26 protein-coding genes are annotated in these 25,456 nt (G+C 66.7%); 12 read left to right on the top strand and 14 right to left on the bottom strand.

The genetic code is table 11. The features are described from left to right. Nucleotides 1-4 precede the first annotated feature (4 nt). From IPG97_17410 to IPG97_17360, 11 genes are all read left to right on the top strand, one after another. Complete coding sequence (locus IPG97_17410) at nt 5-1,204, top strand: cytochrome P450 (protein ID MBK6858273.1); 1,200 nt, start codon at nt 5-7, stop codon at nt 1,202-1,204. Continuing rightward, complete coding sequence (locus IPG97_17405; protein MBK6858272.1) at nt 1,204-1,995, top strand: SDR family oxidoreductase; 792 nt, start codon at nt 1,204-1,206, stop codon at nt 1,993-1,995. The genes IPG97_17410 and IPG97_17405 overlap by 1 nt, the downstream gene beginning before the upstream one ends. Beyond that, nucleotides 1,992-3,644: a cytochrome P450 gene (locus tag IPG97_17400; GenBank protein MBK6858271.1), complete on the top strand. Its 1,653-nt coding sequence runs from the start codon at nt 1,992-1,994 to the stop codon at nt 3,642-3,644. The genes IPG97_17405 and IPG97_17400 overlap by 4 nt, the downstream gene beginning before the upstream one ends. 76 nt (nt 3,645-3,720) lie before the next feature. Then, nucleotides 3,721-4,284, top strand: a complete 564-nt coding sequence (locus IPG97_17395; GenBank protein ID MBK6858270.1) for a nuclear transport factor 2 family protein — start codon at nt 3,721-3,723, stop codon at nt 4,282-4,284. Next, nucleotides 4,281-5,759, top strand: a complete 1,479-nt coding sequence (locus tag IPG97_17390; GenBank protein ID MBK6858269.1) for an aldehyde dehydrogenase — start codon at nt 4,281-4,283, stop codon at nt 5,757-5,759. Before IPG97_17395 ends, IPG97_17390 begins: the two co-directional genes overlap by 4 nt. Nucleotides 5,760-5,860: 101 nt before the next feature. Further along, nucleotides 5,861-6,616, top strand: a complete 756-nt coding sequence (locus tag IPG97_17385) for an SDR family oxidoreductase (protein ID MBK6858268.1) — start codon at nt 5,861-5,863, stop codon at nt 6,614-6,616. Beyond that, complete coding sequence (locus IPG97_17380; GenBank protein ID MBK6858267.1) at nt 6,613-7,515, top strand: NAD(P)-dependent oxidoreductase; 903 nt, start codon at nt 6,613-6,615, stop codon at nt 7,513-7,515. Before IPG97_17385 ends, IPG97_17380 begins: the two co-directional genes overlap by 4 nt. Beyond that, a complete protein-coding gene (locus IPG97_17375; GenBank protein MBK6858266.1) occupies nt 7,512-7,874 on the top strand; it encodes a carboxymuconolactone decarboxylase family protein in 363 nt (120 codons plus the stop codon). Before IPG97_17380 ends, IPG97_17375 begins: the two co-directional genes overlap by 4 nt. 35 nt (nt 7,875-7,909) lie before the next feature. After that, nucleotides 7,910-9,148: a hypothetical protein gene (locus IPG97_17370; GenBank protein ID MBK6858265.1), complete on the top strand. Its 1,239-nt coding sequence runs from the start codon at nt 7,910-7,912 to the stop codon at nt 9,146-9,148. A 154-nt stretch (nt 9,149-9,302) separates the two neighbouring features. Next, nucleotides 9,303-11,186, top strand: a complete 1,884-nt coding sequence (locus tag IPG97_17365) for a glycosyltransferase family 39 protein (protein ID MBK6858264.1) — start codon at nt 9,303-9,305, stop codon at nt 11,184-11,186. 51 nt (nt 11,187-11,237) lie between these two features. After that, nucleotides 11,238-12,197 carry an alpha/beta hydrolase gene (locus IPG97_17360; protein MBK6858263.1) on the top strand — a complete coding sequence of 320 codons (960 nt, stop codon included), beginning with the start codon at nt 11,238-11,240 and terminating at the stop codon, nt 12,195-12,197. Nucleotides 12,198-12,523: 326 nt separating this feature from the next. Here IPG97_17360 and IPG97_17355 read toward each other — a convergent pair whose 3' ends face one another. The 6 genes from IPG97_17355 to IPG97_17330 are packed head-to-tail and all read right to left on the bottom strand — an operon-like array spanning nt 12,524 to nt 18,357. Continuing rightward, on the bottom strand, nt 12,524-14,941 hold the full coding sequence (locus IPG97_17355) for a phenylalanine--tRNA ligase subunit beta (protein MBK6858262.1): 2,418 nt from the start codon (nt 14,939-14,941) through the stop codon (nt 12,524-12,526). A gap of 37 nt (nt 14,942-14,978) precedes the next feature. Next, on the bottom strand, nt 14,979-15,977 hold the full coding sequence (pheS, locus tag IPG97_17350) for a phenylalanine--tRNA ligase subunit alpha (GenBank protein MBK6858261.1): 999 nt from the start codon (nt 15,975-15,977) through the stop codon (nt 14,979-14,981). Nucleotides 15,978-16,028: 51 nt separating this feature from the next. Continuing rightward, a complete protein-coding gene (locus IPG97_17345) occupies nt 16,029-16,823 on the bottom strand; it encodes an RNA methyltransferase (protein ID MBK6858260.1) in 795 nt (264 codons plus the stop codon). Between the two features lie 33 nt (nt 16,824-16,856). After that, nucleotides 16,857-17,225: a 50S ribosomal protein L20 gene (rplT, locus tag IPG97_17340; GenBank protein ID MBK6858259.1), complete on the bottom strand. Its 369-nt coding sequence runs from the start codon at nt 17,223-17,225 to the stop codon at nt 16,857-16,859. 27 nt (nt 17,226-17,252) lie between these two features. After that, entirely contained in the window at nt 17,253-17,447 is a 195-nt protein-coding gene (gene rpmI, locus IPG97_17335; GenBank protein MBK6858258.1) for a 50S ribosomal protein L35, read from the bottom strand. A gap of 46 nt (nt 17,448-17,493) precedes the next feature. After that, complete coding sequence (locus IPG97_17330; protein MBK6858257.1) at nt 17,494-18,357, bottom strand: translation initiation factor IF-3; 864 nt, start codon at nt 18,355-18,357, stop codon at nt 17,494-17,496. 124 nt (nt 18,358-18,481) lie between these two features. Between IPG97_17330 and IPG97_17325 the strand changes: the two genes are divergently transcribed. Next, nucleotides 18,482-18,925, top strand: coding sequence for a hypothetical protein (locus IPG97_17325; protein MBK6858256.1), 444 nt, complete (start codon nt 18,482-18,484; stop codon nt 18,923-18,925). A 65-nt stretch (nt 18,926-18,990) separates the two neighbouring features. Here IPG97_17325 and IPG97_17320 read toward each other — a convergent pair whose 3' ends face one another. The 8 genes from IPG97_17320 to ribD all read right to left on the bottom strand — a co-directional run bounded on the left by IPG97_17320 (nt 18,991) and on the right by ribD (nt 25,393). Further along, a complete protein-coding gene (locus IPG97_17320; protein ID MBK6858255.1) occupies nt 18,991-19,218 on the bottom strand; it encodes a cold shock domain-containing protein in 228 nt (75 codons plus the stop codon). 25 nt (nt 19,219-19,243) lie between these two features. Then, on the bottom strand, nt 19,244-20,119 hold the full coding sequence (locus IPG97_17315) for an ATP phosphoribosyltransferase (GenBank protein MBK6858254.1): 876 nt from the start codon (nt 20,117-20,119) through the stop codon (nt 19,244-19,246). A 125-nt stretch (nt 20,120-20,244) separates the two neighbouring features. Further along, a complete protein-coding gene (locus tag IPG97_17310) occupies nt 20,245-20,613 on the bottom strand; it encodes an FKBP-type peptidyl-prolyl cis-trans isomerase (protein ID MBK6858253.1) in 369 nt (122 codons plus the stop codon). A gap of 44 nt (nt 20,614-20,657) precedes the next feature. Then, nucleotides 20,658-21,770: a hypothetical protein gene (locus IPG97_17305; GenBank protein ID MBK6858252.1), complete on the bottom strand. Its 1,113-nt coding sequence runs from the start codon at nt 21,768-21,770 to the stop codon at nt 20,658-20,660. Between the two features lie 99 nt (nt 21,771-21,869). Continuing rightward, entirely contained in the window at nt 21,870-22,364 is a 495-nt protein-coding gene (locus IPG97_17300; GenBank protein MBK6858251.1) for a 6,7-dimethyl-8-ribityllumazine synthase, read from the bottom strand. Continuing rightward, the gene (locus IPG97_17295) at nt 22,354-23,709 is read right to left on the bottom strand and encodes a bifunctional 3,4-dihydroxy-2-butanone-4-phosphate synthase/GTP cyclohydrolase II (GenBank protein MBK6858250.1); all 1,356 of its coding nucleotides are present in this window, start codon (nt 23,707-23,709) and stop codon (nt 22,354-22,356) included. The genes IPG97_17300 and IPG97_17295 overlap by 11 nt, the downstream gene beginning before the upstream one ends. Beyond that, nucleotides 23,706-24,275 carry a riboflavin synthase gene (locus tag IPG97_17290; protein ID MBK6858249.1) on the bottom strand — a complete coding sequence of 190 codons (570 nt, stop codon included), beginning with the start codon at nt 24,273-24,275 and terminating at the stop codon, nt 23,706-23,708. Before IPG97_17290 ends, IPG97_17295 begins: the two co-directional genes overlap by 4 nt. Continuing rightward, nucleotides 24,275-25,393, bottom strand: coding sequence for a bifunctional diaminohydroxyphosphoribosylaminopyrimidine deaminase/5-amino-6-(5-phosphoribosylamino)uracil reductase RibD (gene ribD, locus IPG97_17285; protein ID MBK6858248.1), 1,119 nt, complete (start codon nt 25,391-25,393; stop codon nt 24,275-24,277). The genes IPG97_17290 and ribD overlap by 1 nt, the downstream gene beginning before the upstream one ends. Nucleotides 25,394-25,456: the final 63 nt, after the last annotated feature.

Genomic DNA, 25,456 nt, shown 5'->3' with positions numbered 1-25,456 from the left:
AACCATGACCGTCACCAGCGAACCGCTCGTCTATGACCCGTACTCCTACGCCATCCACGAGGACCCGTACCCCACCTACCGTCGCATGCGAGACGAGTCTCCCGTCTACCGCAACGACGAACGAGGCTTCTGGGCGCTGTCTCGCTACGACGACGTCATGGCGGCCTTCCGGGATTCGGACCGCTTCTCCAGCGCCCAGGGTGTGTCCATCGATCCGGCGGCGTCGGGGCCCAACGCCCACCGCACCATGTCGTTCCTGGCCATGGACCCACCCCAGCACGGCCGTATGCGCGGCCTGGTGTCACGGGGGTTCACCCCCAGACGGGTGGCCGAGATTGAAGACGGGATCAGGGCCCTGACGATCAACCACCTGGAACCGGCACTGGAGTCCGGCACGTTCGACTTCGTGGCCGACCTAGCCGGCAAGGTGCCGATGGACGTGATCTCGGAGATGCTCGGGGTCCCGGAATCGGACCGGGCCGAACTGCGACGTCTGTCAGACCTGCTGGTCCACCGCGAAGAAGGCGTGACCGACGTACCGCCGTCGGGCATCGAGGCGGCCCTGAGCCTCGTCGTCTACTACGCCGATTTGATCGCCGACCGGCGAGCCCGCCCCGGAGACGACCTGGTGTCGGCCCTGTGCGCGGCGGAGATCGAAGGCGATCGCCTCACCGACAACGAGATCACCAGCTTCTTGTTCCTCATGGTGGTGGCCGGAAACGAGACCACCACCAAGTTGTTGGCCCACGCCTGGTATTGGGGTTGGGTCCACCCCGACGAGCGGGCCAAACCGTTCGCCGACATCTCCCGGGTGGCGGACTGGGCCGAGGAGACGCTGCGCTACGACACCTCCAGCCAGATGCTGGCCCGAGTCACAACCAGCGACGTCGAGCTGCACGGCCAGGTGATCCCCGCCGGGGACCGGGTGCTGCTACTGGCCGGATCAGCGAACCGAGACGAGCGTTACTTCCCCGATCCCGACCGCTTCGACATCGACCGGGACAAGGACGGCATCGCCAGTTTCGGCGTCGGCCGCCACTTCTGCATGGGCGCCTCACTGGCCCGCCTCGAAACCAGGGTGGTGCTCGAAGAACTGGTCAAGCGGGTCTCCACCTACGACATCGATCCGGCCGGCACGCGGCGGGTCCACTCGGTCAACGTCCGTGGGTTCGAGTCGTTGCCCACCACGGTGGTCACCCGCTGATGCCCCGCTTCGACCCCCATCCCGAGCGCCGGCCCGCGGTGGTCACCGGTGCCTCCTCTGGCATCGGTGCCGCCACCGCCCGGGCCCTGGCCGCGGCGGGCCACCCGGTGGTCGTGGCGGCCCGACGAGCCGAACGCCTCCACGCCCTTGCCGAGGAGATCACCCACGAGGGAGGCGAGGCCAAGGCCCTCACCCTCGATCTGTCCGACCCCGACTCCATCGACGCCTTCGCCGACAAGGCCGACGTGCTCGGGCCACCGGACCTGTTGATCTGCAACGCCGGCGAGGTGGTGCCCATGACCGCCCTCGACGCCGACCCCGACGCCTTCGCCCAGTCGGTTCACGTCAACCTCCTCGGAGCGCAGCGTCTCGTCAGCCGCCTCGGACCCGACATGCGCACCCGAGGTCACGGCGACATCGTGTTCGTCACCTCCGACGTGGTCGTACGGCAGCGCACCCACATGGCCGCCTACGTCGCCGCCAAGTCCGGCCTGGAGGGCCTGGCCCGGGCCATGCAGATGGAACTGGAAGGTTCGGGCGTGCGGGTCGGGATGGTTCGCCCCGGCCCCGCCAGCACCGAGCAGGGCACCACCTGGAGCGAGGAGACCATCAACCGGGTCCTGCCGTTCTGGACGTTGTGGGGCCACCTGCGCCACCACGGCGCGCTCCTTCCCGACCATGTGGCCGCCGCCATCGTCGCCATGGTGTCGGCCCCCAAGGGAAGTCACCTGACCCTGATCGAGGTGCAACCCGAAGCACCAGTCACCCCGCAACGGAGCCTCCTGACATGACCGCCACCGATACCACCCCACTGCCCCTACCCGAACCACCTTGGGTGTCGGGCGGGACCGGCGACACCGGCCACCTCGACGAGTTGCGCACCGATCCCATCGCCCTGATGCAACGGGTGCGAGACGAATGCGGAGACGTCGGCCAGTTCCGCCTGGCCGACAAGGAGCTGGTGCTCCTGTCAGGTGCGGAGGCCAACGAGGTGTTCTTCCGGGCTTCAGACGACGAACTGGATCAGGCAGCCGCCTACCCGTTCATGAAGCCGGTGTTCGGCGAAGGCGTGGTGTTCGACGCCTCCCCCGAACGGCGCCGTGAACAGCTCCACAACATGGCTCTGCGCGACAAGTTCATGCGTGGCCATGCCGAGACCATCCAGCGCGAGGTGGACGAGATGGTCGCCCAGTGGGACGACCAAGGCCAGATCGACCTGCTCGACTGGTTCGCCGAGCTGACCATCTACACGTCGTCGTCGTGTCTGATCGGGCGCAAGTTCCGACTCGATCTGGACCGGCGCTTCGCCGAGCTTTACCACGACCTCGAACAAGGCACCGACGCCATCGCCTTCGTCGACCCCTACGCCGACATCCCCAGCTTCCGTGCCCGTGACGCCGCCCGCCTCGGGCTGGTCGAGCTGGTCCAGGACATCATGGACCGCCGGGCCGACGCCGGTCCCGTGGAGGGCGATGACCGTGATCTGCTCGACGTCTTGATCTCGCTCAAGGACGAGGAAGGCCAGCTCCGATTCGATGCCGACAGCATCACCGGCATGTTCATCTCGATGATGTTCGCCGGCCACCACACCACGTCGGGCACCGCGGCTTGGACCCTCATCGAGCTGTTGCGTCACCCCGAAGAGATGGCCGCGGTGGTGGCCGAACTGGACGAGCTCTACGCCGACGGGGCCGAGGTCAGCTACCAGGCGTTGCGGGAGATGCCACGCCTGGAGAGCGCGATCAAGGAGGCCCTGCGCCTCCATCCGCCGTTGATCTTGTTGATGCGGGTGGCCAGCGTCGACGTCGAGGTCGGCGGATACCGCATACCCGCCGGAAAGATGGTGGCGGCCAGTCCCGCCATCTCCAACCGGCTACCCGAAGCCTTCGGTGACCCCGAGGTGTTCCGACCCGGCCGCTACCTCGAGGACCCGGGCGCCGACCTGGCCAACCCGTGGAACTGGATCCCCTTCGGCGCTGGCCGCCACCGCTGCGTCGGGGCCGCCTTCGCCATGATGCAGCTCAAGGCCATCTTCTCGGTGCTGCTCAAGGACTGGACATTCGAGGCCGCGCAACCCCTCGACAGCTACCACAACGACCACTCCAAGATGGTGGTGCAGTTGGCGCAGCCCTGCCTCGCCAACTTCCACCGTCGGGACTCCTCATCGTCGGAGGTACCGGCCGACCAGCACCACGAATTCGGCGTCCATGCCGATGACGCTCCCTCCACCCGCACCGAAGGTTGGCGCATCGTGGTCGACCGCGACCTGTGCCAAGGCCACGCCGTGTGCGAGAACGAAGCGCCCAGCCTGTTTGCGGTGTCCAAGAAGGGTGAGCTGACCATCCTCGACCAGCGGCCCCGCAATGACGCCCGGGAACGAGCCGAGGCCGCGGTCCGCTACTGCCCCACCCATGCCCTGTCCATCGTCGACGACGAGTGACGAACACCGGCACCACACCCGCCAACACCAGACCCACGCCCACCAACCCCCAACCCGACCAGGAGCTGAGAGCCAGATGACCGCCTACCCCCGTGCCGAGATGGAAGAGATGGTGGAGCGTTGGCTCCAAGCCAACCGTGACGCCGAAGCCGCCGGCAACTGGGAATCGATGGCCCTCATGTACCGCGAGGACGCCACCTACGGCTGGAACTACGGCGCCAAGGAGAACTTCATGGCCGTCGGTCGCGACGAGATCCGCGATGTAGCCCTCGGGTTGGAGATGGGTGGCCTCGATGGCTGGCAGTACCCCTACGAGCACATCCTCATCGACGAGAAGAAGGCAATGGTGGTCGGATTTTGGCGTCAGGTCGCCGATGCGAAGCGACCCGACGGCGGCACCTACGAGGTGGCCGGGATCGGGGGAAGCTGGTTCCTCTACGGCGGCGACTTCCAATGGGCGTGGCAGCGGGACTGGTTCGACTTCGGCAACGCGGCATCGCTGTTCATGGAGATGATGACCGACGGCACCCTCTCCGACGGGATGACCGCCCGGATGGAACGCTCGCTTCGGCCCGGACAACTTCCCGGCCACTACAAGCTGGCCGACACCCCGGTCGGCCTGTGGGAGATGCCGTCGTGAGCGACCTGCGCGACGGTCTCGACCGCAACCTCATCGACGGCCGCCTGGTTGCCTCGTCGAACGGCGCAACCTTCGAGACGCTCAACCCCGCTACCGAGGACGTGCTCGGTGTGGCTGCCGATGCCACCGTCGCCGACGTGGACGCTGCCATCGCCGCCGCCCGGCGAGCCTTCGACGACGACGTCGAGGGGTGGACCACCGACGTTGCCTTCAGGGCCCGCTGCCTGCGACAGCTCAAAGAAGCGATGCTCAACCACAGCGAAGAACTGCGGGAGCTGACCATCGCCGAGGTTGGCGCACCTCGCTTCCTGACCACCCTGGCCCAGCTCGACTCACCGGTCGAAGACCTCGGCTACATCGCCGATCTGGCCGAGAACTACGAGGGCTGGAGCCAGGACCTGGGTGTGGCCAGCCCCGCCGGGGTTCCCAGCCACCGCTGGGTACTGCGCGAACCCGCCGGGGTCGTCGGTGCCGTCACGCCCTGGAACTTCCCCCACCAGATCAACCTGGCCAAGGTCGGCCCGGCCTTGGCCGCCGGCTGCACCGTGATCCTCAAGCCGGCGCCCGACACGCCCTGGGCGGCCGCCGCGTTGGCCCACCTGGCCGCCACCGAGACCGACATCCCGCCTGGCGTTCTCAACGTGGTCAACTCGTCGGACCACGCCCTGGGCGCCATGTTGTCGTCTGACCCCCGCGTCGACCTGGTCTCCTTCACCGGCTCCACAGCTACCGGGCGCAAGGTCATGGCCGCGGCCTCCGAGACCCTGAAGCGGGTGTTCCTCGAGTTGGGTGGCAAGTCGGCGTTCATCATCCTCGACGATGCCGACATCGCATCGGCAGCCAGCCTCGCCGCCTTCACCGCCTGCACCCACGCCGGGCAGGGCTGTGCCATCACCACCAGACTCCTGGTGCCTCGGGCCCGCCATGACGAGGTAGTGGAGGCGGCGGCCGCCACCATGGCCGCGTTGGGGGCCGGAGACCCGAACGACCCCGGCACCATCTGCGGGCCACTGATCTCGGCCCGCCAACGCGACCGAGTCGAGGACTACCTGCGACTGGCCCAGGACGAAGGCGGAACGTTCGCGGTCGGTGGCGGTCGACCGGCTGGCCGAGACCGAGGGTTCTTCGTCGAGCCGACTCTGATCACCGGGCTCGACAACACCGCCCGCGTGGCCCGTGAGGAGATCTTCGGCCCGGTGCTCACCGTCATCAGCCACGACGGCGACGACGACGCAGTGCGCATCGCCAACGACTCGCCCTACGGCCTCTCGGGAGCGGTCCACAGCGCCGACATCGACCGGGCCTGGGCGGTGGCCCGTCGGGTCCGAACCGGGACCATGAGCGTGAACGGCGGCGTCTGGTACGGCGGCGACGTTCCCTTCGGAGGCTACAAGGCCTCGGGCATCGGACGGGAGATGGGTGTGGCCGGGTTCGAGGAGTACCTCGAAACCAAGTCCGTCGCCACCCCGGCCTGAGCCCAACGCCAGATCCACCGAACCCCAACAGCCGCTAGCGGCTAGCCGCAACCCGCTAGCCAAGTGACACCATCTACCAACGAAGCGAAACGAGACCAGACATGAACAGGTTCGACGGGAAGGTGGCGATCGTCACCGGTGCCGCCGGAGGAATCGGTGAGGCCTACGCCCGAGCGCTGGCCGCCGAGGGAGCATCGGTGGTGGTCGCCGACCTCGACGAGGACAAGGGCCGAGCCACCGCCGCCGACATCACTGCGGCCGGTGGTGGAACCGCCGAGTTCGTGAAGGTCGACGTCGGCGACGAGGCGTCCACCCTGGCCCTGGCCTCGGCCACCGTCGACCGGTTCGGCGGCATCGACTTGTTGGTCAACAACGCCGCCATCTACGGCACCATGCAGTTCGACCTGCTCATCAGCGTGGACTGGGACTACTACCAGCAGTTCATGGGCGTGAACATGAACGGTGCTCTGCTGTGCACCCGCGCCTGTTATCCCCACATGGCCCAGCGAGGAGGCGGTGCCATCGTCAACCAGTCCTCCACCGCGGCCTGGCTCTACTCGGGGTTCTACGGGCTGGCCAAGGTCGGTGTGAACGGCCTCACCCAACAACTCGCCCACGAACTGGGCGGTCAGGGGATCCGGGTGAACGCCATCGCCCCCGGCCCGACCGACACCGAGGCCACCCGGAACCAGGTCGGTGAGGGCATGATCAAGAGCCTGGTCAAGGACCTGGCCATCAAACGCCCCGGCACCCCCGGCGACATGGTGGGGGCCTGCCTGTTCTTGCTGTCAGACGACGCCGCTTGGGTCACCGGCCAGATCCTGGCCGTGGACGGCGGCCAGATCTTCCGCTCATGACCACCGGACAGCCGCCGGTCGGATTCATCGGGCTGGGCCAGATCGGCGGCCCGATGGCCCGTCGGCTGAGCGACTGGCCGGGCGGACTCACCGTGTACGACGTGGTGCCCGAGGCAACCGAGCGATTCGCCCGCAAGGGTGCCACCGTCGCCTCCAGTCCCGCCGCCCTCGCTGAGCACGCCCTGGTCATATCGGTGATGGTCAGAGACGACGCCCAGGTACATGACGTCATGTGCGGACCCGACGGCATATTGTCCACGGCAAGAGCGGGCACCGTCGTCGTCATCCACTCCACCGTGGAAGCCGACACCCCGGCCCGTCTGGCCGAGATCGCGACGGCCCAGCGGGTCCACGTAGTCGACGCTCCCGTCAGCGGAGGAGCCATCGGGGCCCACGACGGCACCCTGGCGCTGATGGTGGGGGGAAGCGACGAAGCCGTGGCCCTGGCCCGCGGTCCGTTGGAGCGCCTCGGCACCCTCGTCGCCCACCTCGGTCCGGTCGGGGCCGGGACCCGGGCCAAGCTGGCCCGCAACCTGATCACCTTCGCCTCCTTCGCCGCCGTGGGCGAAGCCTCCCGGCTGGCCGAGGCCGCTGGGGTCGACCTGGCCTTGCTGGGCGAGGTGGTACGACACTCCGACCGGATCACGGGCGGCCCCGGGTCGGTCATGTTGCGCCCCACCGCCGCTCCCCTCTCCCCCGACGACGGGCTACACGACATCTTCGTGCACACGTGTGGTCTGGGTGAGAAGGATCTAGGCCTGGCCATCGACCTGGGTGAGAGCCTGGGCTTGGACATGGCCGTCGCCCATCTGGCCGTCGAGCGCCTGGCCAGCGCGCTCGGTATAGAACACCCGCCCTCTGTCTCCGACCGAGATCCGGACCCCGAGGTAGACCGATGACCACTGAGGAAGCACGCCAGCGCGGCAAGGACCAGATGCGCCAGGTGTACGGCTGGGACATCGAGCCCGACAAGCCGTTTGAAGTGGCCACGGTGGACCACCTGTTCGGTGAGGTATGGGCCCAAGGCGACCTGTCGGTGCGCGACCGCCGCCTAGTGCTGATCGGGATGGCAGCCGGCAGTGGCCTGGAGGACGTGGCCGGGCTCCAGATGGACGCCGCCCTGAAGCTAGGTGAGCTCGATGCCGACGACCTGCGGACACTGGTAGTCTTCCTGGCCCACTACGCCGGTTGGCCCCGGGCCGCGCGTCTGAACACCGAGGTGGAGAAGATCATCTCCCGCCACGAGAAGACCCCGTGACCGATTCAACCTCGACCACCGCTGGAGAGGGGGCTATCGACCCCTACCGCGGGCGAAGCCACCGCGACCTGGCGCTGTTGGTCCGTGAGCTCTTGTTGTGTGGCCACATGATCGACCGCTCGGGGATGCCCCATCTCATCGAGCGCTACGGCCGAGACGGGATGGCCGAGATCGCCATCGCCGAGTGGATGGGAGCCAGCCCCATCTACAGCCGTCGCATGCAGACCCTCTTGGACTTCGAGTCCCCATCGGTGGCCACCATCTGCAAGAACATCCAACTCGACATCGGCGGGCCGCTCGAGTTCTTGGACTTCCGCTTCACCATCCACGACGACGACCACGCCGAGTTCCATCTCGACCACTGCGGGGCCCTCATGGACGTGGAACCGATGGGCGAGGACTACGTACACACCATGTGCCACACCATCGAAGACCCGACCTTCGATGCCACCGCCGCGGCCACCAACCCTCGGGCCCGGATACGACCGATCCACCGACCTCCCCGTACACCCGCCGATCGCCACCCCCACTGTGCCTGGACCATCACCGTCGAAGCCGACGCGGAACCGCTCCCATTTCCCGGCGACGCCGAGCGGGTCGCCGACTCCGAAGTGGCCCGCCTGCCCCTGGCGGCACGGCCGGCCGACCTGTCCGATGACGACGGGGCCAACGACTACCGGGGCCCGATGGACCCCGACCTGGCACTGTCCCGGTTCTCCTCGGCCACCCTGGCCGCCATCGCCGACGAAGTCGCCCTCCAGGGGCACCTCCTGTCGCGGGCGTTCCTCTTGCCGGTGACCGACCGCTCCGGTGGAGCCGAGGCAGTGGTCGTGGGGGGCAAGCAGGTCTGTGGCGTGGCCGGACTGGCCGCCAAGAGGCTGGCCGCCCTGCTCGACGCCGAGCCCGACCTGGCCGGCGTAGCCGAGATCCTGGCCGTACATCCGGTGTTCCTGCCCCGGGCCTACGTCGACCTCCGCATGTCCGACCCCGGATCAGAACTGCTGGTCTCCCTCGCCCCGTGCCCTGCCCTCGGGGAGGCCGACGGCCTGAGCTGGCCCCAGATCATGGTCGAACACGACGACCGTGCCCTGTCGGCCATCATCCACGCCGTGACCCCTCGGGCCCGGGTGCAGCGAGTCACCCCGCTTCCCGACACCGTCGCCACGTGGCAGATCACGCTCGACCCCGTCGCCGACCCTGCCCCCCAGTTCGACGAGGTGACCCTCACCGAGTTCTCCACCGGTGCGGCGTTCAATTTCCAACGCCCAGCCTGACCCAGAGCCCAACCAACGGCGGCATCGCCCGGCTTACCCCTAGGTGATCGCCCATTACGGTGACCACCTACCAATGGACGACAGATCGGCATCCCTCTTGCGGTGGTTTGGCGGAGTCCTCGCATCTCCGCGATACGTCCATGCCCTAGGCGTCATGGCGACCCTGGTAGCTGTCGCATCCCGCTACGCCGCCTATCCCGGAGGCTCAGCCAACCGCGACGAGTCGGTGTACCAGTGGCAGACCGAACTGCTCGCCAAGCGCCGGCTGTCGATGAGCGACTTCGGCTTCGGCGAGATACTTCAGCCCTGGCTCACCGGACGCCACAACGGCGAGATCTTCTCCCAGTACCCGCCGGGCTGGCCGTTGGTGATGTCGGTGGGACGACTGGTCGGGTGGCCGGAACTCACCCTGATCATCGCATCCATCGTGGCGATCCTCGGGACCTATGCCCTTGCCCTGGAGATCACCCGTGAACGTCGAGTCGCCGGACTCAGCGCGACCCTGTTGGTGCTGTCACCGATCGTGGCCATCCACAGTGGAGTGTTCCTCACCTACCTTTTCGCCTCCGGTGTCGGCGCCATCTTCACCACCTGTGTGCTGGCCGGCGTGCGGCTGGCATCGCGCCGCTGGCTCCTCGGCACCGGAGCCTGCCTTGGGATCCTGATCCTGACCCGTCCGTTCGACGCCGTCCTTTGGGCGGTCGCTGTCCTCGGATACGTGGTGGTGACCGAACGGCGCCAGCTTCGAGAACTCCAACGCCTTGCACCGACCCTGATCGTCGCGACGTTGCCGTTCGTGTTGGGCCAACTCGCTTTCAACAACCACCTCACCGGAAGCCCGCTCAGTTTTCCGATCTCCGTGGCAGACCCACTCGACGCCTTCGGATTCGGTGAACGCCGGATGATGCCTGGAATCGAGACCACCACCTACGACCTGGGGATCGCCCTCGAATCGGCGGTCGAGAACCTGATGTTCCTACCCTGGTTTGTGCTCGGGGGATACATCGGAGCGATCGCAGCTGTCGCCGCCGTGGTGGGCAATCGACGGAGACGGTCGACATGGCTCCTGGTCTCGCTCGGGGTCGTGTTCCCCGTCGGTTACCTCGGATTCTGGGGAACCACCGTCGCGGCTACTACCAGCCCCCTCCACGGCCCGATCTACTACATACCAGTCTACGTCCCACTGTGCATACTCATGGCGCAAGGGCTCATCATCGCTTTCCGACGAGCGCTACCGATGGCCATGATCCTGTCGGTTGCCGCGCTGGCCATGACCATTCCTATGGCCCGACAGCCTCTACTGGAGAACCGTCAGATCAGCGAGACCCAGAAGGTGTGGTCTGACTCCCTGGCGAGCATCGACCGCCCCGCGCTGGTGGTCGTTTCCGAGGCGGACTACCTGATCTACATGAATCCCAACTCGGCCAACGACGCCACCCTCTCAGATGATGTCATCTGGGCGACCGACGCCGACCCGTCGCTCCTTCGCTTCATCCAACAGCACCCCGATCGGACCGCCTACATCCAACGGGCCGTGGCCGCCGGCACGGGTCAGCATTCCGGCTCACCGCGGCCGCTGTACGACCTGACCGTCGATCCCGCCGAGCTCGTCACCGGCCCGGTCTTGGCCATCTCCGCGACATACCGGGCTGCAGCCGGTAGCCAATTGCGAGGGTCGCTCTCAATCGGCGGTGATGTAGTTGCAACCACCACCCACCTGGTCGCGACATCAGAGAACCAGGCCATTTTCACTTGGAAGCTGGGGGCGCAGGCCGAGGGGGCGGCGACCACAATCGAGACGGTTCCCAACGGGGGATCTCGAGTTGAGCTACTGATCGAGCCCGTGCGCCAACATGACAAGACCGGTCTGCCCTCGGTCCGCTACGAGTTCCTGCTCCACCGCGGTCCGGCTCTCACTCCCCTGGTTCCGGGATCGACGGCGATCCCAGGATCAGGGGTGGGCCGAACTCCTGGATGGACCACCGTCGGTTCCGTTGATGGGTTCGAAGTCCTGATTCAGGCACGCTCCTCCCGATGAGATGCCCGACATTCGCCCTATGTCGACCAAGATCCGGTTCGGAGTGATGCCATGCCCTTAGAACGCCGAGTGTCCTGGCTGGTCCGGGTCTTCAACAGAGCGGATCGCCGGTCGAGCAGTGCATCCATTGCCACTCGTCGTCGTCAGGCTGCGGCCGTATCGCGAAAGGGCGCGGTCCTGGTGATCCCTGCTGGGCCGGTACCCGCCGAACAGGTTGACCTCGAGGTGCCGGTACGAGACGGCCGGATCCGGGTTCGCATCTACCGACCCCATGGCCCAGGCCCGTTCCCGTTGTACCTGTTCATCCACGGGGGCGGGTGGTGCACCGGAACCGTCGAGGAACGCGATGGTCGGTGCCGGGCCATCTCGGCAGGGGCACGGTGTGTGGTGGCATCTGTCGACTATCGGCTGGCACCCGAGAATGCCTTTCCGACACCTGTCGAGGATTGCTACTCGGCCTTGGCCTGGCTGGTCGATCATACCGACCGCCTCGATCTCGATGCCGACCGGGTGGCGGTGGGAGGAGAGTCTGCCGGTGGCAACCTGGCCGCCGCCCTGTGTCTGATGAGCCGGGACCGCGGTGAGCCGAACATCGTCCATCAATGGCTGGATGTTCCGGCGTTGGACCTGACCTTGTCGCAGCCGTCGTTCCGTGATGTCCCCGACGGCTACCTCCTGGATCGCTCCGCCATCGAGGAGTACCTCGACTGCTACCTGACCGATCGGTCCATGGCCACCAACCCCTACGCCTCTCCCCTGTTGGCCAATGACCTCTCGGGGCTTCCGCCGGCCTGGATCATGAGCGCAGAGTTCGACAAGCTCCGAGATGACGGGCGGGCCTACGCCGCGGCCCTACAAGCCGCTGGAGTCGCGGCCACCTACCGGATGCTGTCCGGTCACGTGCACCTCACGTTTGCCTTCACCCGGATCATTCCCTCGGCCGCAACCTACGAGCAGGAGGCCATCGCCTCGTTGGCGGCTGCCTTCACAACATCAGCAGCGCCGCAGTGATGGGCCAGCCACCCACCGGCTCACCCGCTGAGACCCGACCACCATGCCTGACTAGCGCTGCAACAGACAACGTTTGCGCTGTTGTGAGCTCGCGAGCCACTGGGCAAACGCCGTTGAGCCGCCGCAACGAAGTGAGGACCGGGCTCGACGGAACCAGGAACGCCCGCCGAAGGCGGCCCACGAGAACCGGACCGCGGGCAGCGCCGATGACTCCAGGACCGGTCAAAGGTTGCCGGTAACGGCATAGCTCACAGCCCGACGGCCATGGACTGCTCTACGCCTACCCAACGGGGTTGGGGCCACCGATGCCCGCCACCCTCGGATCATCAACCTCTAAGCGTGGCCTGGTGCTTCTCTTCCACCTGGCCGATCAGAGCCGACCTTACCTCGGCCACCTCAGCATCGGTAAGGGTCCGATCCACGGCCTGTAGCCGTACACCGAAGGCCAGGCTCCGTCGCCCCTCAGCGACCGGCGCACCCCGGTAGACGTCGAACAACCTCACCGACCACACCAGGTCATCACCCAAGCGCAGGGTCGCCTCCACCGACTCGGCCGAGATCTCCTCCGGCACCTCGAAAGCCAGATCGATGTCACTGGATGGGAAGCGGCTGATCTGGCGGTACGCCTCGCTACGACGCGATGCCGTCGCCAGCGCGTCCAGGTCGACCTCCAGGTACGCCACCCGTTCACCGATATCGTGGCGACCCAGGACCGCGGGGTCGATCTCGCCCACCACTCCAACTGCAGTGCCTGCCACCAGACAACGGCCGCCGCGGGTGGGATGAAGGCCGGGGATCTCGGCATTGGCCACCGTCGGGCTGTCAAGACGGAGCTGCTCGGCCAGGACCTGCCACACCTCCACCGCATCAGGAGCCTCCCGTCCGGCCAGCGCCACGGCGAGATGCTCACGCTCGTCGGGCAGTACCTGGCCGTCAGGTGGCGGCAGGAAGACGTGCCCGATCTCCCACAGGCCGACGCCGAGCTGACGTCGGGCGTGGTTGTGGGCCACCGCAGCAACCATCCCGGGCAGCAGCGCGGTGCGCAGCACCGATTCCTCGGCCACCAACGGGTTGACCAGTTCGATCCCGGCCGGGTCGAGACCGGCGGCGGCCAACTGTCCAGGGGCCAGGAACGGGAGCGGCTGCGCTTCAGCCAAGCCCAGCCCGCACATCAGACGCCGCAGCGCCCGGCGCTCCATCTGACGCGGGGTCAGCCGCCCGGAGCGAGGCTCGGTGAGCTCGCGGTTGGGGATGTTCCGATAGCCCTCGTGGCGACCGATCTCCTCGATCACATCGATCTCGGTGGCGGAATCGAAACGCCAGGTCGGAATGGTGACGAGATGGTCCTCGCCGTCGGCGACGGTAGAGAACCCGATCGGCTCCAGCAGTTCGGCCACCCGGTCAGACGTCAGGGTGGTTCCGAGCACGGCATTGACCCGGGCGGTACGAACTCGCACCGGGGGCCGCTCGGGTAGCGCACCCCGGACGTCAACCTGCACCGGTTCGGTGACCGCCCCGCAGATCTCGGCGGCCAGCTCACAGAAGCGGTCGGCCGCGGCGGCGATTACACCGGGGTCGGCACCCTTCTCGAAGCGTGCCGACGCCTCCGAACGGAGGCCCAGGCGTCGAGAGCTCCGACTGACCGACGTCGGGTCGAACCAGGCCATCTCCACCAAGACGTCGGTGGTTCCAGCTCCGATCTCGCAATCGGCCCCACCCATGATCCCGGCGATCCCGACGGCCCGGTCAGCACCGTCGACGATGAGCAGGTCATCGGTCGTGAAGGTTCGGCTGACGTCATCGAGGGTCACCATTGACTCGCCGTCGCGGGCCCGGCGCACCCCGAGGGTGCGCTCTGCCACCTTGGCCATGTCGTAGGGGTGGTTGGGCTGACCCATCTCCAACATCACGTAGTTGGAGATGTCGACCATGGCCGAGATGGGACGCATGCCCAGGGCGGTCAGGCGGCGCTGCATCCACTGCGGGGTGGTGGCCGAAGGATCGACCCCGGTTAGGACCCGGGCTACGAACCGGCCACAGCCAGCAGGGTCAGCGATGTGCACGGTTATGTCGGTACCGTCGGGCCCCACCGCGGAGCTCGTTCCTCCACCCCCCGACGCGCCCCACGCGACCGGCTCGACACCGTCTTCGGTTACGGCAGCCGCAGGAGTGGGTGGAACGAACCCGACCCCCACCTTGGCGGCCACATCTCGTGCCAGTCCGACCACAGACATGGCGTCGGGCCGATTGGGGTTGATCTCCAGTTCCCACAGGATGTCGGGCTCGATCCCCAGCGCCTCGGCCAAGGGTGTTCCCAATGCCAATGACGGGTCGAGTATCAAGATCCCGCCGTGATCGTCGCCCAGACCCATCTCGCGGGCCGAGCACAACATGCCGTTGGACCATTCGCCCCGGAGCTTGCGGCGCTCGATCGACAACCCACCGGGCATCACCGTCCCCAGGGTGGCCAGAGGCAACTTGTCACCGATCGCCATGTTGGAGGCACCGCAGCAGATCTGGAGGGGCTCGCCGTCTCCCCGGTCCACGTCGACCAACTGGATCTTGTCGGCATTGGGGTGCGGCCTCAGGTCCAGGACCTGAACCACCTCGATCCCGGTCAGCCCCTCACCCAGCCTGGTCTCCTCCTCGATCGGTGTTCCCAGGTCGTCGAACGCGGCGGCAACGGCCTCCGGCGACACCGGAGAATCGAGGTACTGCTGCAACCAGGAGTGGAGGACCTTCATGGTGGGCCTTGGGTGGGAGCGGGTGGGAGCGGGAGGGTCAGAACTGCTCGAGGAAGCGAATGTCGGTGCTGGCCAGCTCGCGGAGGTCGGTGACCCCGTGCCTCGTGGCAGCCAGACGGTCCAGTCCGAACCCGAAGGCGAAACCCGAGAACTCCTCGGGATCAATTCCGCAGTTCGACAACACGTTGGGATGAACCATGCCGCAGCCGCCCAGTTCCAGCCATGTCCAATCGGGCCGTTGGATGTCGAACTCCGCCGATGGCTCGGTGAAGGGGAAGTACGACGGGCGTAGACGCGAAGTCCAACCCGGCCCGAAGTAGGCCTTGGTGAACATGTCGATGGTTCCGGCCAGATGTCCGAAGGTGATCCCCCGGTCCACCACCAGGCATTCGAGCTGGTGGAACACGGCCAGGTGGGTGGCGTCGGTGGCTTCGTTGCGGTACACCCGACCCGGCATCACCGAGTAGATCGGAGGAGCTTGTTGTTCCATCACCCGGATCTGCACCGGTGAGGTGTGGGTGCGCATCACCACTTCGCGAGGGCCGCCGAGTCCCACGAAGAACGTGTCCTGCATGTCTCGTGCCGGGTGGTACTCCCCGAAGTTCAGAGCGGTGAAGTTGTGCCAGTCGTCTTCGACCTCGGGCCCTTCGGCCACCATGAAGCCGAGTCCCACGAAGACATCCTCGAGCTCCTCGATGGTCTGGGTGACCAGGTGGAGGTGACCGGCATCGCGCCCGGCCCTCACCTCACTCAGATCCAGACGTTCGGCCTCGGCCTGTTGCCGGGATGCAACCAGCTCCAGGTCTGACCGGCGAGAGGAAGCGGCCGCGCTCATCGCCTCGCGGGCCGCGTTGAGCGCAGCACCGACCTCCCGTTTGGCCTCGTGGTCGAGTCCGCCCATGAGCTTTTTGAAGCCAGAGAGCTCCGATGTCTTGCCTAGGAGCTCCCGTTCGAGCACCCCCAGGTCATCCAGAGTGGCGGCAGCCTCGATACGGGTGACGGCATCGGCTTCGATGCGGCGGATGTCGTCGATCATGGTGCCTGGAACTTTTGCGCCTCAGGCCCCCCCGAGTCCACTCCGATCCGATCAGACGGCGCGCCGGCGCTGGCGGAGCACTTCGAAGGCCACCAGGGTGCCTGCCATGGCCACGTTCAGGGACTCTGTGGGGCCCGCCATCGGAATGGTCACGAGCCGATCAAGGGATGCCATCACGGCGGAATCCAGCCCGTGGGCTTCGTTGCCGACGACCACGGCCACCGACCCCGAGAGGTCGGCTTCGTCATAGTTCTCGCCCCCTTGGACGGTCGTTCCAACCGTCACGTAACCGGCCGTCTTGAGATTCTCGATCGCCAAGTCGGGCGAGTCGAACGTGACGACGTCGATCGAGAACACCGCTCCTGCCGAGGACCGCACCACCTTCGGACTGGTGGGATCAGCGCCGCCGACCACGACAACTGCGCCTGCACCGGCCGCCGTGGCGGTCCGGAGCAACGTACCGGTGTTGCCGGGGTCGGCCACATCTACCAGGACCATCACCAGATCGGTGTGAGAAGGGTCGGGCCATCTCGATCGAGGCAGGCGAACCGTGGCCAGCACGCCCTGGGAGGTGGTGGCATCGCCGATCCGGTCCAGGGTGCCCACAGGCAGCAGCCACGGGTCGACCTCGGCGGGCAGGTCATCCAGCAGGGCCGCCACCGCCGGGCGTTGCATCGCGTCGTCGTCCACATAGACGTCGATCAGTTCCGCACCCGCTTCCAGAGCGGCTCGAACCAGCACGGGTCCTTCGACGACGAACGCCCGCTGCTCGACCCGTTCCTCCCGGCGTCTCACCAGGCGGTTGAGCCGGGTGACGCGAGGATTTCGGGCCGAGAGCGGGCGCACGGTCGGATCGGGTGGACAGAGCCCACCCGAGGTTCAGGATGCCTTGGCAGCCTGCGCCTCGGTGGACACCTGCACCAGGGCGGTGAAAGCCCCGGGATCGGTGACAGCGAGATCGGCAAGGACCTTGCGGTCTACCTCGATTCCGGCCAGCTTGAGGCCGTTGATGAAACGGCTGTAGCTGACTCCGTTGAGGCGGCAGGCGGCATTGATGCGGGTGATCCACAGCTTGCGGAATTCACCCTTGCGGGCACGACGGTCCCGGTAGGCGTATTGCAGGGAGTGCATCACCTGCTCGTTGGCGGCACGGTACGAACGGCTCTTGTTGCCGTAGTAACCCTTGGCGCGCTCGAGCGTGGCGCGGCGGTGCTTCTTGGAGTGGACGGCGCGCTTGACCCTGGCCATGGAGGGCTCCTTTCGAGAGGGTGGTGATTACTTGCCGAGCATCCGCTTGATGCGGGCCTCGTCGCCCGAGACAAGGGTGACCTCGTCCTTCAGGCGGCGGGTACGGGTTGACGGCTTCTTCTCCAGGATGTGGTTCCGGAAGGCGCGGCGGCGCCGGAGCTTGCCGGTGCCGGTGGCCTTGAAGCGCTTGGCAGCGCCGCGGTGGGTCTTCATCTTGGGCATCTGTGGTTTCCTCCTGTCCGTCTCCAACTAGGCGACGGAGCGGGTTTCAGGCCTCGGCGCCGGCCTCGGTGGCGACTGTCTCGTCGGTGGCGGGGGCGGCGGCATCAGCCTGGGGCGGTTCTGGGGCGGTGCCGGCGGCTGGCTCGGTCGACTCCGGAGCGGTGGCCTCTTGGGCCTTGCGGAGCTGATCGGCGTGGGCGGCCTGAGCCTTCTTGTCCGGTGCCAGCACCATGATCATGTTTCGGGGACCGTCGAGCTTGGGGTACACCTCGACCCGGCCGGTGTGGGCGACCTCTTCGGCCACCTTGTCCAGGATCTTCTTGCCCAGTTCGGGGTGGGCCATCTCACGACCACGGAACATGATCGTGATCTTGACCTTGTGTCCCTCGCCCAGGAACTTGGCCACCTTGCGGGTCTTGGTGTCGAAGTCACCGCCACCGATCTTGGGGCGGTACTTCATCTCCTTGATCACCACGTTGGTGGACTTGCGCCGGGATTCCTTGGCCTTCTGGGCCGCCTCGTACTTGTACTTGCCGTAGTCCATGACTCGGCAGACGGGCGGGTTGGCCTTGTCGGCCACCTCGACGAGGTCGAGGTCGAGGGCCCGGGCGTAGTTGAGCGCCTCCGGGAAGGGTTTGATCCCCACCTGTTCCCCGTCCGGTCCGACGAGTCGGACCTCACGGGCTCGGATGCGTTCGTTGATCCGGGGCTCGTTGTTGCTGGTCGGCGTAGCTATGGCCGGTCGCTCTTGTTCAAGTGCGTAGGTCCTCCCTGACGCATGGTCGATTGAGATTGTTCGACATGCACCGCGCCGAGCCGGGCCCGAAAACGAACGATGCGGATGCCGGGAAAGCCGACATCCGCAGCCGGCACCGAAGCACCCTTTGCAGCCATCGACCCGGACGCACATGCCCGAGGGCGGTGGCCGGGTGGGGGCATAGCCCCGCTTCCACTGGTTGTTGCGTGTCGTAGGGTACCAGGACCCTCGACCGGGCTCACAAGTCCGGCGCAACGATTCAGGAGTCTGCCTTCCCATGAGCCTTTGGACCCCCGGTGGAGAGCACCCCGTGGATCGAGGCGGCCCGGCCGCCCCCGCCGACCGGCTCACGGCCGACCAGGAGCTGGAGGCACATCAGATCGCAGCGGAGATGCAAGCCGTCCGGGACCAGCTGGCCCAGGTCCCCGCCGCGGTGGTCATCGCCAACCACGCCATGGGCTGCTACGAGCTCGCCGCCATCCACCTCTCGAACCAACCCCCGAATTTCCCCGAGGCCCAGCTCGCCATCGACGCCTTCGGCGCGCTGTTGGGCGTGACCGAAGGTCGTCTTGGCCCCGATGAGGCCACTCTGGCCGATGCCCTGGCCCAGATCCGCCTTGCCTTCGTTCAGGTCAAGGCCTCCTGGGAGCAGGCCACCGCGGGAGAAGGTGCCGCAACGGCGGTGACTCCCGAGACCACCGAAGAAGACGGCGGAGACTGACTTCCAGACACCAGACCGAGTGGTCACTCGCCTGGCTCGCCGCTGGCGACCCGCATGAACGGTGTTCACCGAGAGGTGACGTCGGTGGCCTCCAGCCCGGTGGGGCCTGTGGTCACCCGGAAACCGACCGAGGCCCCCGTTTCGATGTGACGCGAACCGTCCGCGATTCGGGTGCAGTGGAACCACCACTCCCTCTCGTCGTCGACGTCGACCAAACGGCCCGCACCAACATGGTCGTCGAAGTCCACCACGACACCAGAACGAACCAGGTTGACAGTGGAGGGGATGGTCACGGTGGCCACCTCAGGACGGCGACCGTCAGTGGACGATCTTGGCGAGCGGAAGCTCGATGATGTCGGATGCCCCCGCATCTTTCAGCGCCGGAATCAACACGTTGATCTCCCGTTTGAGGACCACCGTCTCCACTGCGTATCCCCCATCACCATGGAGCTTGGACACCGTGGGTGCCTTCATTGCTGGCAATAGACCGATCACCGCGTCCAGGTCACCATCACCGACGTTCAGCTTCACCAGCACCTTGCCCCGTGCCTCGAGCACGCCCTGTAGCAGGGTGCGGATCTGGTGCATGGCGTGGGCCTTGTCAGGGTCGGCGTAGGCCGCCGGGTTGGCCACCAGTTCGGTGTAGGACTGAAGGATCTGGTCGATCTCTCGCAACCCGGCCGCCCGCAGGGCCCGTCCGGTCTCGGTGATCTCGACGATGCAGTCGACGATGTCGGGGATCTTCGCCTCGGTGGCGCCGTAGCTGAGACGGATGTCGGCCTCGATACCGCGGCTCTCGAAGAACCGCCGGGTGACCTCGGGGTACTCCGTGGACACCCTCACGCCTTGGGGCAGGTCCTCGACGCGCTGCACCGGTGAATCCCCGGCCACAGCGACGACCATGCGGATGGGGCGAGACGTGGCCTTGGAGTAGTGCAGCTCACCCAGCGACACCACGTCGCTGGATGTCTCCTCGATCCAGTCCCGACCGGTGATGCCCAGGTCGAACATCCCTTCGGCCACGTACATCGGTATCTCTTGCGGCCGCAGGATTCGAACCGAATCGACCCTGGGGTCGTCGATGGAAGCCTTGTAGTCGACGGTAGATGACCGGTTCACCGTCAGATCAGCAGCGGTGAACAGCTCGAGGGTGGCCTTTTCGAGCGAACCTTTGGGGAGAACCAGTTGCAGCACGGTGGCTGACGGTATCGGGTGGACCGTGACTGGAGCCAAAGGGTTGCACCCAGTCACGGTCCGAGGAGACGCGCCGACAGCGTCTGAACCAGGCCCGCCGGGCCACCCGCTCCGCGGCCGGCGCGTCAGCCGACCCCGAGCAGATCGACCACGAACACGAGGGTCTCGTTGGGGCCGATGACCCCGCCGGCCCCAGCGGAGCCGTAACCCATGTGCGGCGGGATGGTCAGGCGGCGGCGGCCTCCCAGCTTCATGCCCGCAACTCCCTGATCCCATCCGGCGATGACCTGGCCAGCACCCAAGCGGAACCCGAAACTGTCACCCCGGTCCCAGGATGCGTCGAACTGCTCGCGGGTTGACCAAGCAACCCCCACGTAGTGGACCTCGACTGGCTGACCAGCAGTCGCCTCAGGCCCGTCACCGACTTCGATGTCTTCGATGACCAGTTCGGCGGGGGGCGGTGTGTCTGGGATGGTGACCTCGGGCTTCGTCATGGCTGGACCCTAGACGGATCGCCAGCCCCCCATGGTCCGTGCTGTCAGCACTGGTTGAGGGTGATGGTGCGCAGAGCCCGGAGCTGGGCCTCGTGCGTCTGCTCGCTGGCGGCCACGAGCATCCGGGCGGCCTCCAGGGAGTTGGAGCGAACGGCTTCTTCGACATCGGCCAGATACTGGTGGAGGTCGGTGAGCTGGGGGTTGGGACCAGCGTTTCCAAACGTCTCCAGCATGGTTCCGAGGCCGCCGCTTCCGTAGCCGTCGTTCTCGTCGTACCAGTTGCCCACCGGCGCCATGGAGTCGGCTTTGGTCAGTTGGTCACTCAGGCCTGACCGGAAATCCTCGAAGTTCGTGGCGCCCCGACAAAACTCGGGCAGGTCGATGATTCGGGTGGTGTCGCCATTCTCGGCGGTGCCGAACTCGATGCCGGGCGAGGTACTGTCGGGGACGCGGACCTCACGGCTCACCTCCTTGCCTCGTCCATCCAGGCACACCAACTCCTCGATCATTCCCTCACCACCTTCGAACGGCTTGGTGGTGAGGGTGCAGTGCCGTTCGGCACCGGGCCCGATGATGTCGAGCTGCTCACCCACGAATCGGGCACCGAAGATGATCACCAACAGGCCGACAACGCCGATTGCGAGCTTGCGGAGCTTGGTGTGGTCAGTGGTCGCGATCGGCAGCGGGGGTGGCGGAGCCCGAAACCGCGAAATGTCCACCTCGGGTGGGGGTGGGTTGTAGACGGGCGTGGCTGCCGGTTCTCCGTAGTGGACACCGGTGTCATCGATTGTGACGGTGGAGGGATCCAGGGCACCGCCGAAGGTGAGCGGCTCCCACAACGGTTCTTCGTCCCACCGCTTCTCGGCCGGTGGGGCCGAAGTGGGTGGTGGCGTCGTTCCCGGTGGCGCGAAGCCGAGCGGTCCGGAGAAGGAACCACCGGCCGAAGCACCGCCGGTATCGAAGGAGAACGCCGACGGCGGTAGCGCTCCGCCGTTGGCGAAGGCCGCGCTGCTCGGTGCTGACAGACGCAGCGTGGTGATCTGGTCGGGTGTAAGGAACGTATCGGCGTTCACCAATCCGAAGCCGGCGAGCGCGGCGAGGTCGATCACGTCACGGGGCTCAACGCCAAGCTCGGCGGCTAGTTCATGCACATACACGCGACCCGGTCTCCCTTGTCGATGTGCGTCCGGGGGGTACCCAGCTTGCCACTTTCGGCCCGTTCGGTGAGGACATCTCGAACGCGCGGTCGAGTCGACTCAGCGATCCAGCACCCGCTGAACCAGCCTGGCCATCTCCACGGCCACGTTGGCGCCGTCCTCGCCAACGTTGTGGCCTCCGACGTCCTCGCTGCGGGCTAGGGCCTGATCGAGGTTCTCGACCGTGAGCGCACCGAACGCCACCGGGACGCCGGTGGCGAGCTGGACGTCTTGAATGCCCCTGGCGCACTCCCCTGCCACCGCCTCGTAGTGGGTCGTCTCCCCACGGATCACGCAGCCGAGACATATCACTGCATCGACACGTCCTGATACAGCCCATGTACGGGCGGCGAGAGGAAGTTCGAAGGCTCCCGGTACCCAGTCCTCGATCACATCGGCCGGATCTACGCCAGCAGCACTCAGCCCACGCCGGGCCCCGTCGAGGAGGCGCATGGTGATCTCGGAGTTCCATCGGGCGGCGATGATCGCCACCTTCAGGCCGTTGCCATCCAGCACGGGAACGGGTGCCAGCGAGGACTGGTGGTCACCGGCCATGGTCGTGTTCCTCGTCTAGGACCAGAACGTCGTCGGCCGACGCCGGGGTCACCGCTCCAGAAGCATCGGGCGGCAAGTCCTCCAAGCCTTCGAGGAGGTGGCCCATCTTCTCCGCCTTGGTCTTCAGGTATCGAATGTTCTCGGGGTTGGGTGCGGTAATCGACGGGACCCGGCCGGTGATATCGAGTCCGAACCCGTCCAGGCCTCCGTACTTAGCTGGGTTGTTAGTTATCAACCGCATCGTCGTTATGCCGAGATCTACAAGTATCTGAGCTCCGATGCCGTACTCGCGCGAATCCACGGGAAGTCCCAGGGCTTCGTTGGCCTCCACGGTGTCGTGGCCTTCGTCTTGGAGCTCATAGGCCCGGATCTTGTGGCCGATGCCGATTCCCCGGCCCTCGTGACCCCGCAGGTAGACCACGACACCGGTTCCTTCGTCGGCCACCATCTTCATGGCCGCATCGAGCTGCACCCCGCAATCGCAGCGCATGGACCCGAACACGTCGCCCGTGAGGCACTCGCTGTGCACCCGGACCAGCACATCGTCGGCACCGTTGACGTCCCCACGGACCATGGCGATGTGCTGTTCACCGTCGAGGACGTTCTCGTACACGAAGGCGTTGAAGTCGCCCCACCCGGTGGGGATACGGGCTTCAGCGACCCGCCGAACCAGCTTCTCGGTTCGCCGCCGGTAGCGGATCATGTCGGCGATGGAGATCATGTAGAGGTCGTGTTCACGGGCGAAGCGACGAAGCTCGGGCTGGCGGGCCATGCCCATCTTCTTGTCGTCGACTATCTCGCACAGGATCCCGGCTGGGTAGAGGCCAGCCATTCGAGCCAGGTCGACGGTGGCCTCGGTGTGGCCGGCCCTCTTGAGCACCCCGCCCTCGCGTGCCTCCAGCGGAAGGATGTGGCCGGGCCGGGCCAGGTCGCCGGGGCGAGTGGTGGGATCGACGAGGGCCAGGACGGTGGCGGCCCGGTCGAAGGCGGAGATCCCGGTGGTGGTTCCGTGGCGGTAGTCGACGCTTACCAGGAACGCGGTGCGCATCGACTCGGTGTTCTGCTCGACCATGGGCCTCAGGTCGAGCTCAGCGGCGCGTTCGGGGGTGATCGGAGCGCAGATGAAACCGGAGGTGTGATGGAGGAAGAATGCGATCTTCTCGGGAGTGACGTGCTCGGCGGCCATGATCAGGTCGCCTTCGTTCTCTCGGTCCTCGTCGTCCACCACCACCAAGATCTCGCCGCGGGCGAACGCTTCAAGGGCCTCGCCGATGTCGGCAAGCGGGCCGTCGTCGGTTGGACCCCGGTTGGGGCGGCCCTCGGACGCGTCGGTGGTAGCGGTCATGACTTGTGTCCTTCCAGGAGCGACTCGACGTACTTGGCGATCACGTCGAGCTCGATGTTCACAGGGTCTCCGGGGCCTTTGCGACCCAGGGTGGTGACCTCGGCAGTGTGGGGGATGACGGCGATGGAGAACCCATCGGGGTGGACGGCGGCCACGGTGAGGCTCACGCCGTCGACGGTCACCGATCCCTTGTGCACGATGTAGCGCAAGAGTTCGGGCGGCACTGTGACCTTCAGGTCGGGGGCCGGGGTGAGGATGGTTCCGACCGCGTCGACGTGGCCCTGCACCAGGTGGCCGCCGAGGCGGTCGGCCAGTCGGACCGGGCGTTCGAGGTTGACGCGGTCACCGGGTTGGAGGGCACCGAGGCTGGTGCGGGCGTAGGTCTCCTCGACCACATCGGCTTCCCACCAGCCGTCTCCCCAGGCGACCACGGTGAGACAGGTCCCGTTCACGGCTATCGATGCCCCCATCTCCACGTCTCCGAGGACGGTGTTGGCCGAGATTCGTAGACGTGGACCTGAACGGCTGGCGAGCGTGCCAAGTTCCTCGACGATGCCGGTGAACATCAGCTCTCCTCTTCGGTTGGGGATTCGATCGTGCCCTCGACGGTGAGGCCGTCGGGGAGGGGCAGGTCCATGGTGACCACAGGGGTGGATCCGGTGGTCGGGCCATCGGTGGCATCCACGGCTCGGCCCACCGGGACCGCCCCAGCGATCAGCGGGTCCACGTCGGCGAGCAGGTCGATGCGTAGATCCGCTCCCAGCGGCAGAATCGAGCTGAACGCTCCCCTCCACACGTCGGCGATGGTGGCAGCTGCCGGCCCGTCGAACATGGGCCGTGCATCGGTACCGCCGAAAATTACCGGGGCCATGTAGAAGACGTACTGGTCCACGAGGCGACGGCGGTGGAACTCCCCGGCCACGCCTGCACCACCCTCGACCAACACCTGGAGAACGCCCCTCTCACCCAACTGGACCAGGAGATCGTCGAGGTCACCCTGAAACTCGATGGCGGGCTGCACCTTGGCGTCTGGGGCGGCACGGCCGAGCACCACCCGCAGGGGATCGATGCCCTCGACGTGGCGGACGGTGAGAGAGGGGTCGTCCTGACGAACGGTGTTGGCACCAACCACCACGGCACCGCTGTGGGCTCGTAGGAGGTGGGCGTCGGCCCGAGCGGTGGCGCCGGTGATCCAGCGACTGGATCCGTCGGGGGCTGCGGTGTGACCGTCGATGCTGGCGCCGAGCTTGAGCACCACCCAGGGGCGGCCGGTCCTGCGGTGCTTGAGGTATGGCGCCAGTTGCATTCTGATGGCGGATGCCTCGACACCGACCTCGACGTCGATTCCGGCGTCTCTGAGCCTTGCCAACCCGCGACCAGCAACCCGGGGGTCAGGATCTTCGATTCCGACCACGACACGACTGACCCCAGCTTCGATCAGTGCGTCGGCACAGGGTGGGGTGCGCCCGGTGTGCGAGCACGGTTCGAGTGTCACCCACACCGTTGATCCCGGCGCCGAAGCTCCTGCTTGGATGAGGGCAGCGGCTTCGGCGTGGAGGCCGCCGGGCGGCGCGGTGGCGCCGGTGAACACCTCGCCGCCAGCCGTCTGGATCACACAGCCGACCCACGGGTTGGGCGATGTGGTTCCGCGGACCGTGGATGCGACCTCGATCGCCTTCACCATGGCCTCGGAATCGTTCACCGTTGCTCCCGTGTGTGGACCGGGCACGCGGCGCGCGAGGCGACG

Source organism: Microthrixaceae bacterium, from assembly GCA_016702505.1.
Lineage (GTDB): Bacteria > Actinomycetota > Acidimicrobiia > Acidimicrobiales > Iamiaceae > Aquihabitans.
This window is presented reverse-complemented; position numbering and strand designations above follow the sequence as displayed.

Bases quoted from the DNA above. Each gene is read 5' to 3' on its own strand.
- IPG97_17410 (MBK6858273.1), top strand. From the start codon at position 5: ATGACCGTCACCAGCGAACCGCTCGTCTATGACCCGTACTCCTACGCC.
- IPG97_17405 (MBK6858272.1), top strand. From the start codon at position 1,204: ATGCCCCGCTTCGACCCCCATCCCGAGCGCCGGCCCGCGGTGGTCACC.
- IPG97_17400 (MBK6858271.1), top strand. From the start codon at position 1,992: ATGACCGCCACCGATACCACCCCACTGCCCCTACCCGAACCACCTTGG.
- IPG97_17395 (MBK6858270.1), top strand. From the start codon at position 3,721: ATGACCGCCTACCCCCGTGCCGAGATGGAAGAGATGGTGGAGCGTTGG.
- IPG97_17385 (MBK6858268.1), top strand. From the start codon at position 5,861: ATGAACAGGTTCGACGGGAAGGTGGCGATCGTCACCGGTGCCGCCGGA.
- IPG97_17380 (MBK6858267.1), top strand. From the start codon at position 6,613: ATGACCACCGGACAGCCGCCGGTCGGATTCATCGGGCTGGGCCAGATC.
- IPG97_17375 (MBK6858266.1), top strand. From the start codon at position 7,512: ATGACCACTGAGGAAGCACGCCAGCGCGGCAAGGACCAGATGCGCCAG.
- IPG97_17365 (MBK6858264.1), top strand. From the start codon at position 9,303: ATGGCGACCCTGGTAGCTGTCGCATCCCGCTACGCCGCCTATCCCGGA.
- IPG97_17360 (MBK6858263.1), top strand. From the start codon at position 11,238: ATGCCCTTAGAACGCCGAGTGTCCTGGCTGGTCCGGGTCTTCAACAGA.
- IPG97_17355 (MBK6858262.1), bottom strand. From the start codon at position 14,941: ATGAAGGTCCTCCACTCCTGGTTGCAGCAGTACCTCGATTCTCCGGTG.
- pheS (MBK6858261.1), bottom strand. From the start codon at position 15,977: ATGATCGACGACATCCGCCGCATCGAAGCCGATGCCGTCACCCGTATC.
- rplT (MBK6858259.1), bottom strand. From the start codon at position 17,225: ATGGCCAGGGTCAAGCGCGCCGTCCACTCCAAGAAGCACCGCCGCGCC.
- rpmI (MBK6858258.1), bottom strand. From the start codon at position 17,447: ATGCCCAAGATGAAGACCCACCGCGGCGCTGCCAAGCGCTTCAAGGCC.
- IPG97_17330 (MBK6858257.1), bottom strand. From the start codon at position 18,357: ATGTGCGTCCGGGTCGATGGCTGCAAAGGGTGCTTCGGTGCCGGCTGC.
- IPG97_17325 (MBK6858256.1), top strand. From the start codon at position 18,482: ATGAGCCTTTGGACCCCCGGTGGAGAGCACCCCGTGGATCGAGGCGGC.
- IPG97_17310 (MBK6858253.1), bottom strand. From the start codon at position 20,613: ATGACGAAGCCCGAGGTCACCATCCCAGACACACCGCCCCCCGCCGAA.
- IPG97_17300 (MBK6858251.1), bottom strand. From the start codon at position 22,364: ATGGCCGGTGACCACCAGTCCTCGCTGGCACCCGTTCCCGTGCTGGAT.
- IPG97_17295 (MBK6858250.1), bottom strand. From the start codon at position 23,709: ATGACCGCTACCACCGACGCGTCCGAGGGCCGCCCCAACCGGGGTCCA.
- IPG97_17290 (MBK6858249.1), bottom strand. From the start codon at position 24,275: ATGTTCACCGGCATCGTCGAGGAACTTGGCACGCTCGCCAGCCGTTCA.
- ribD (MBK6858248.1), bottom strand. From the start codon at position 25,393: ATGGTGAAGGCGATCGAGGTCGCATCCACGGTCCGCGGAACCACATCG.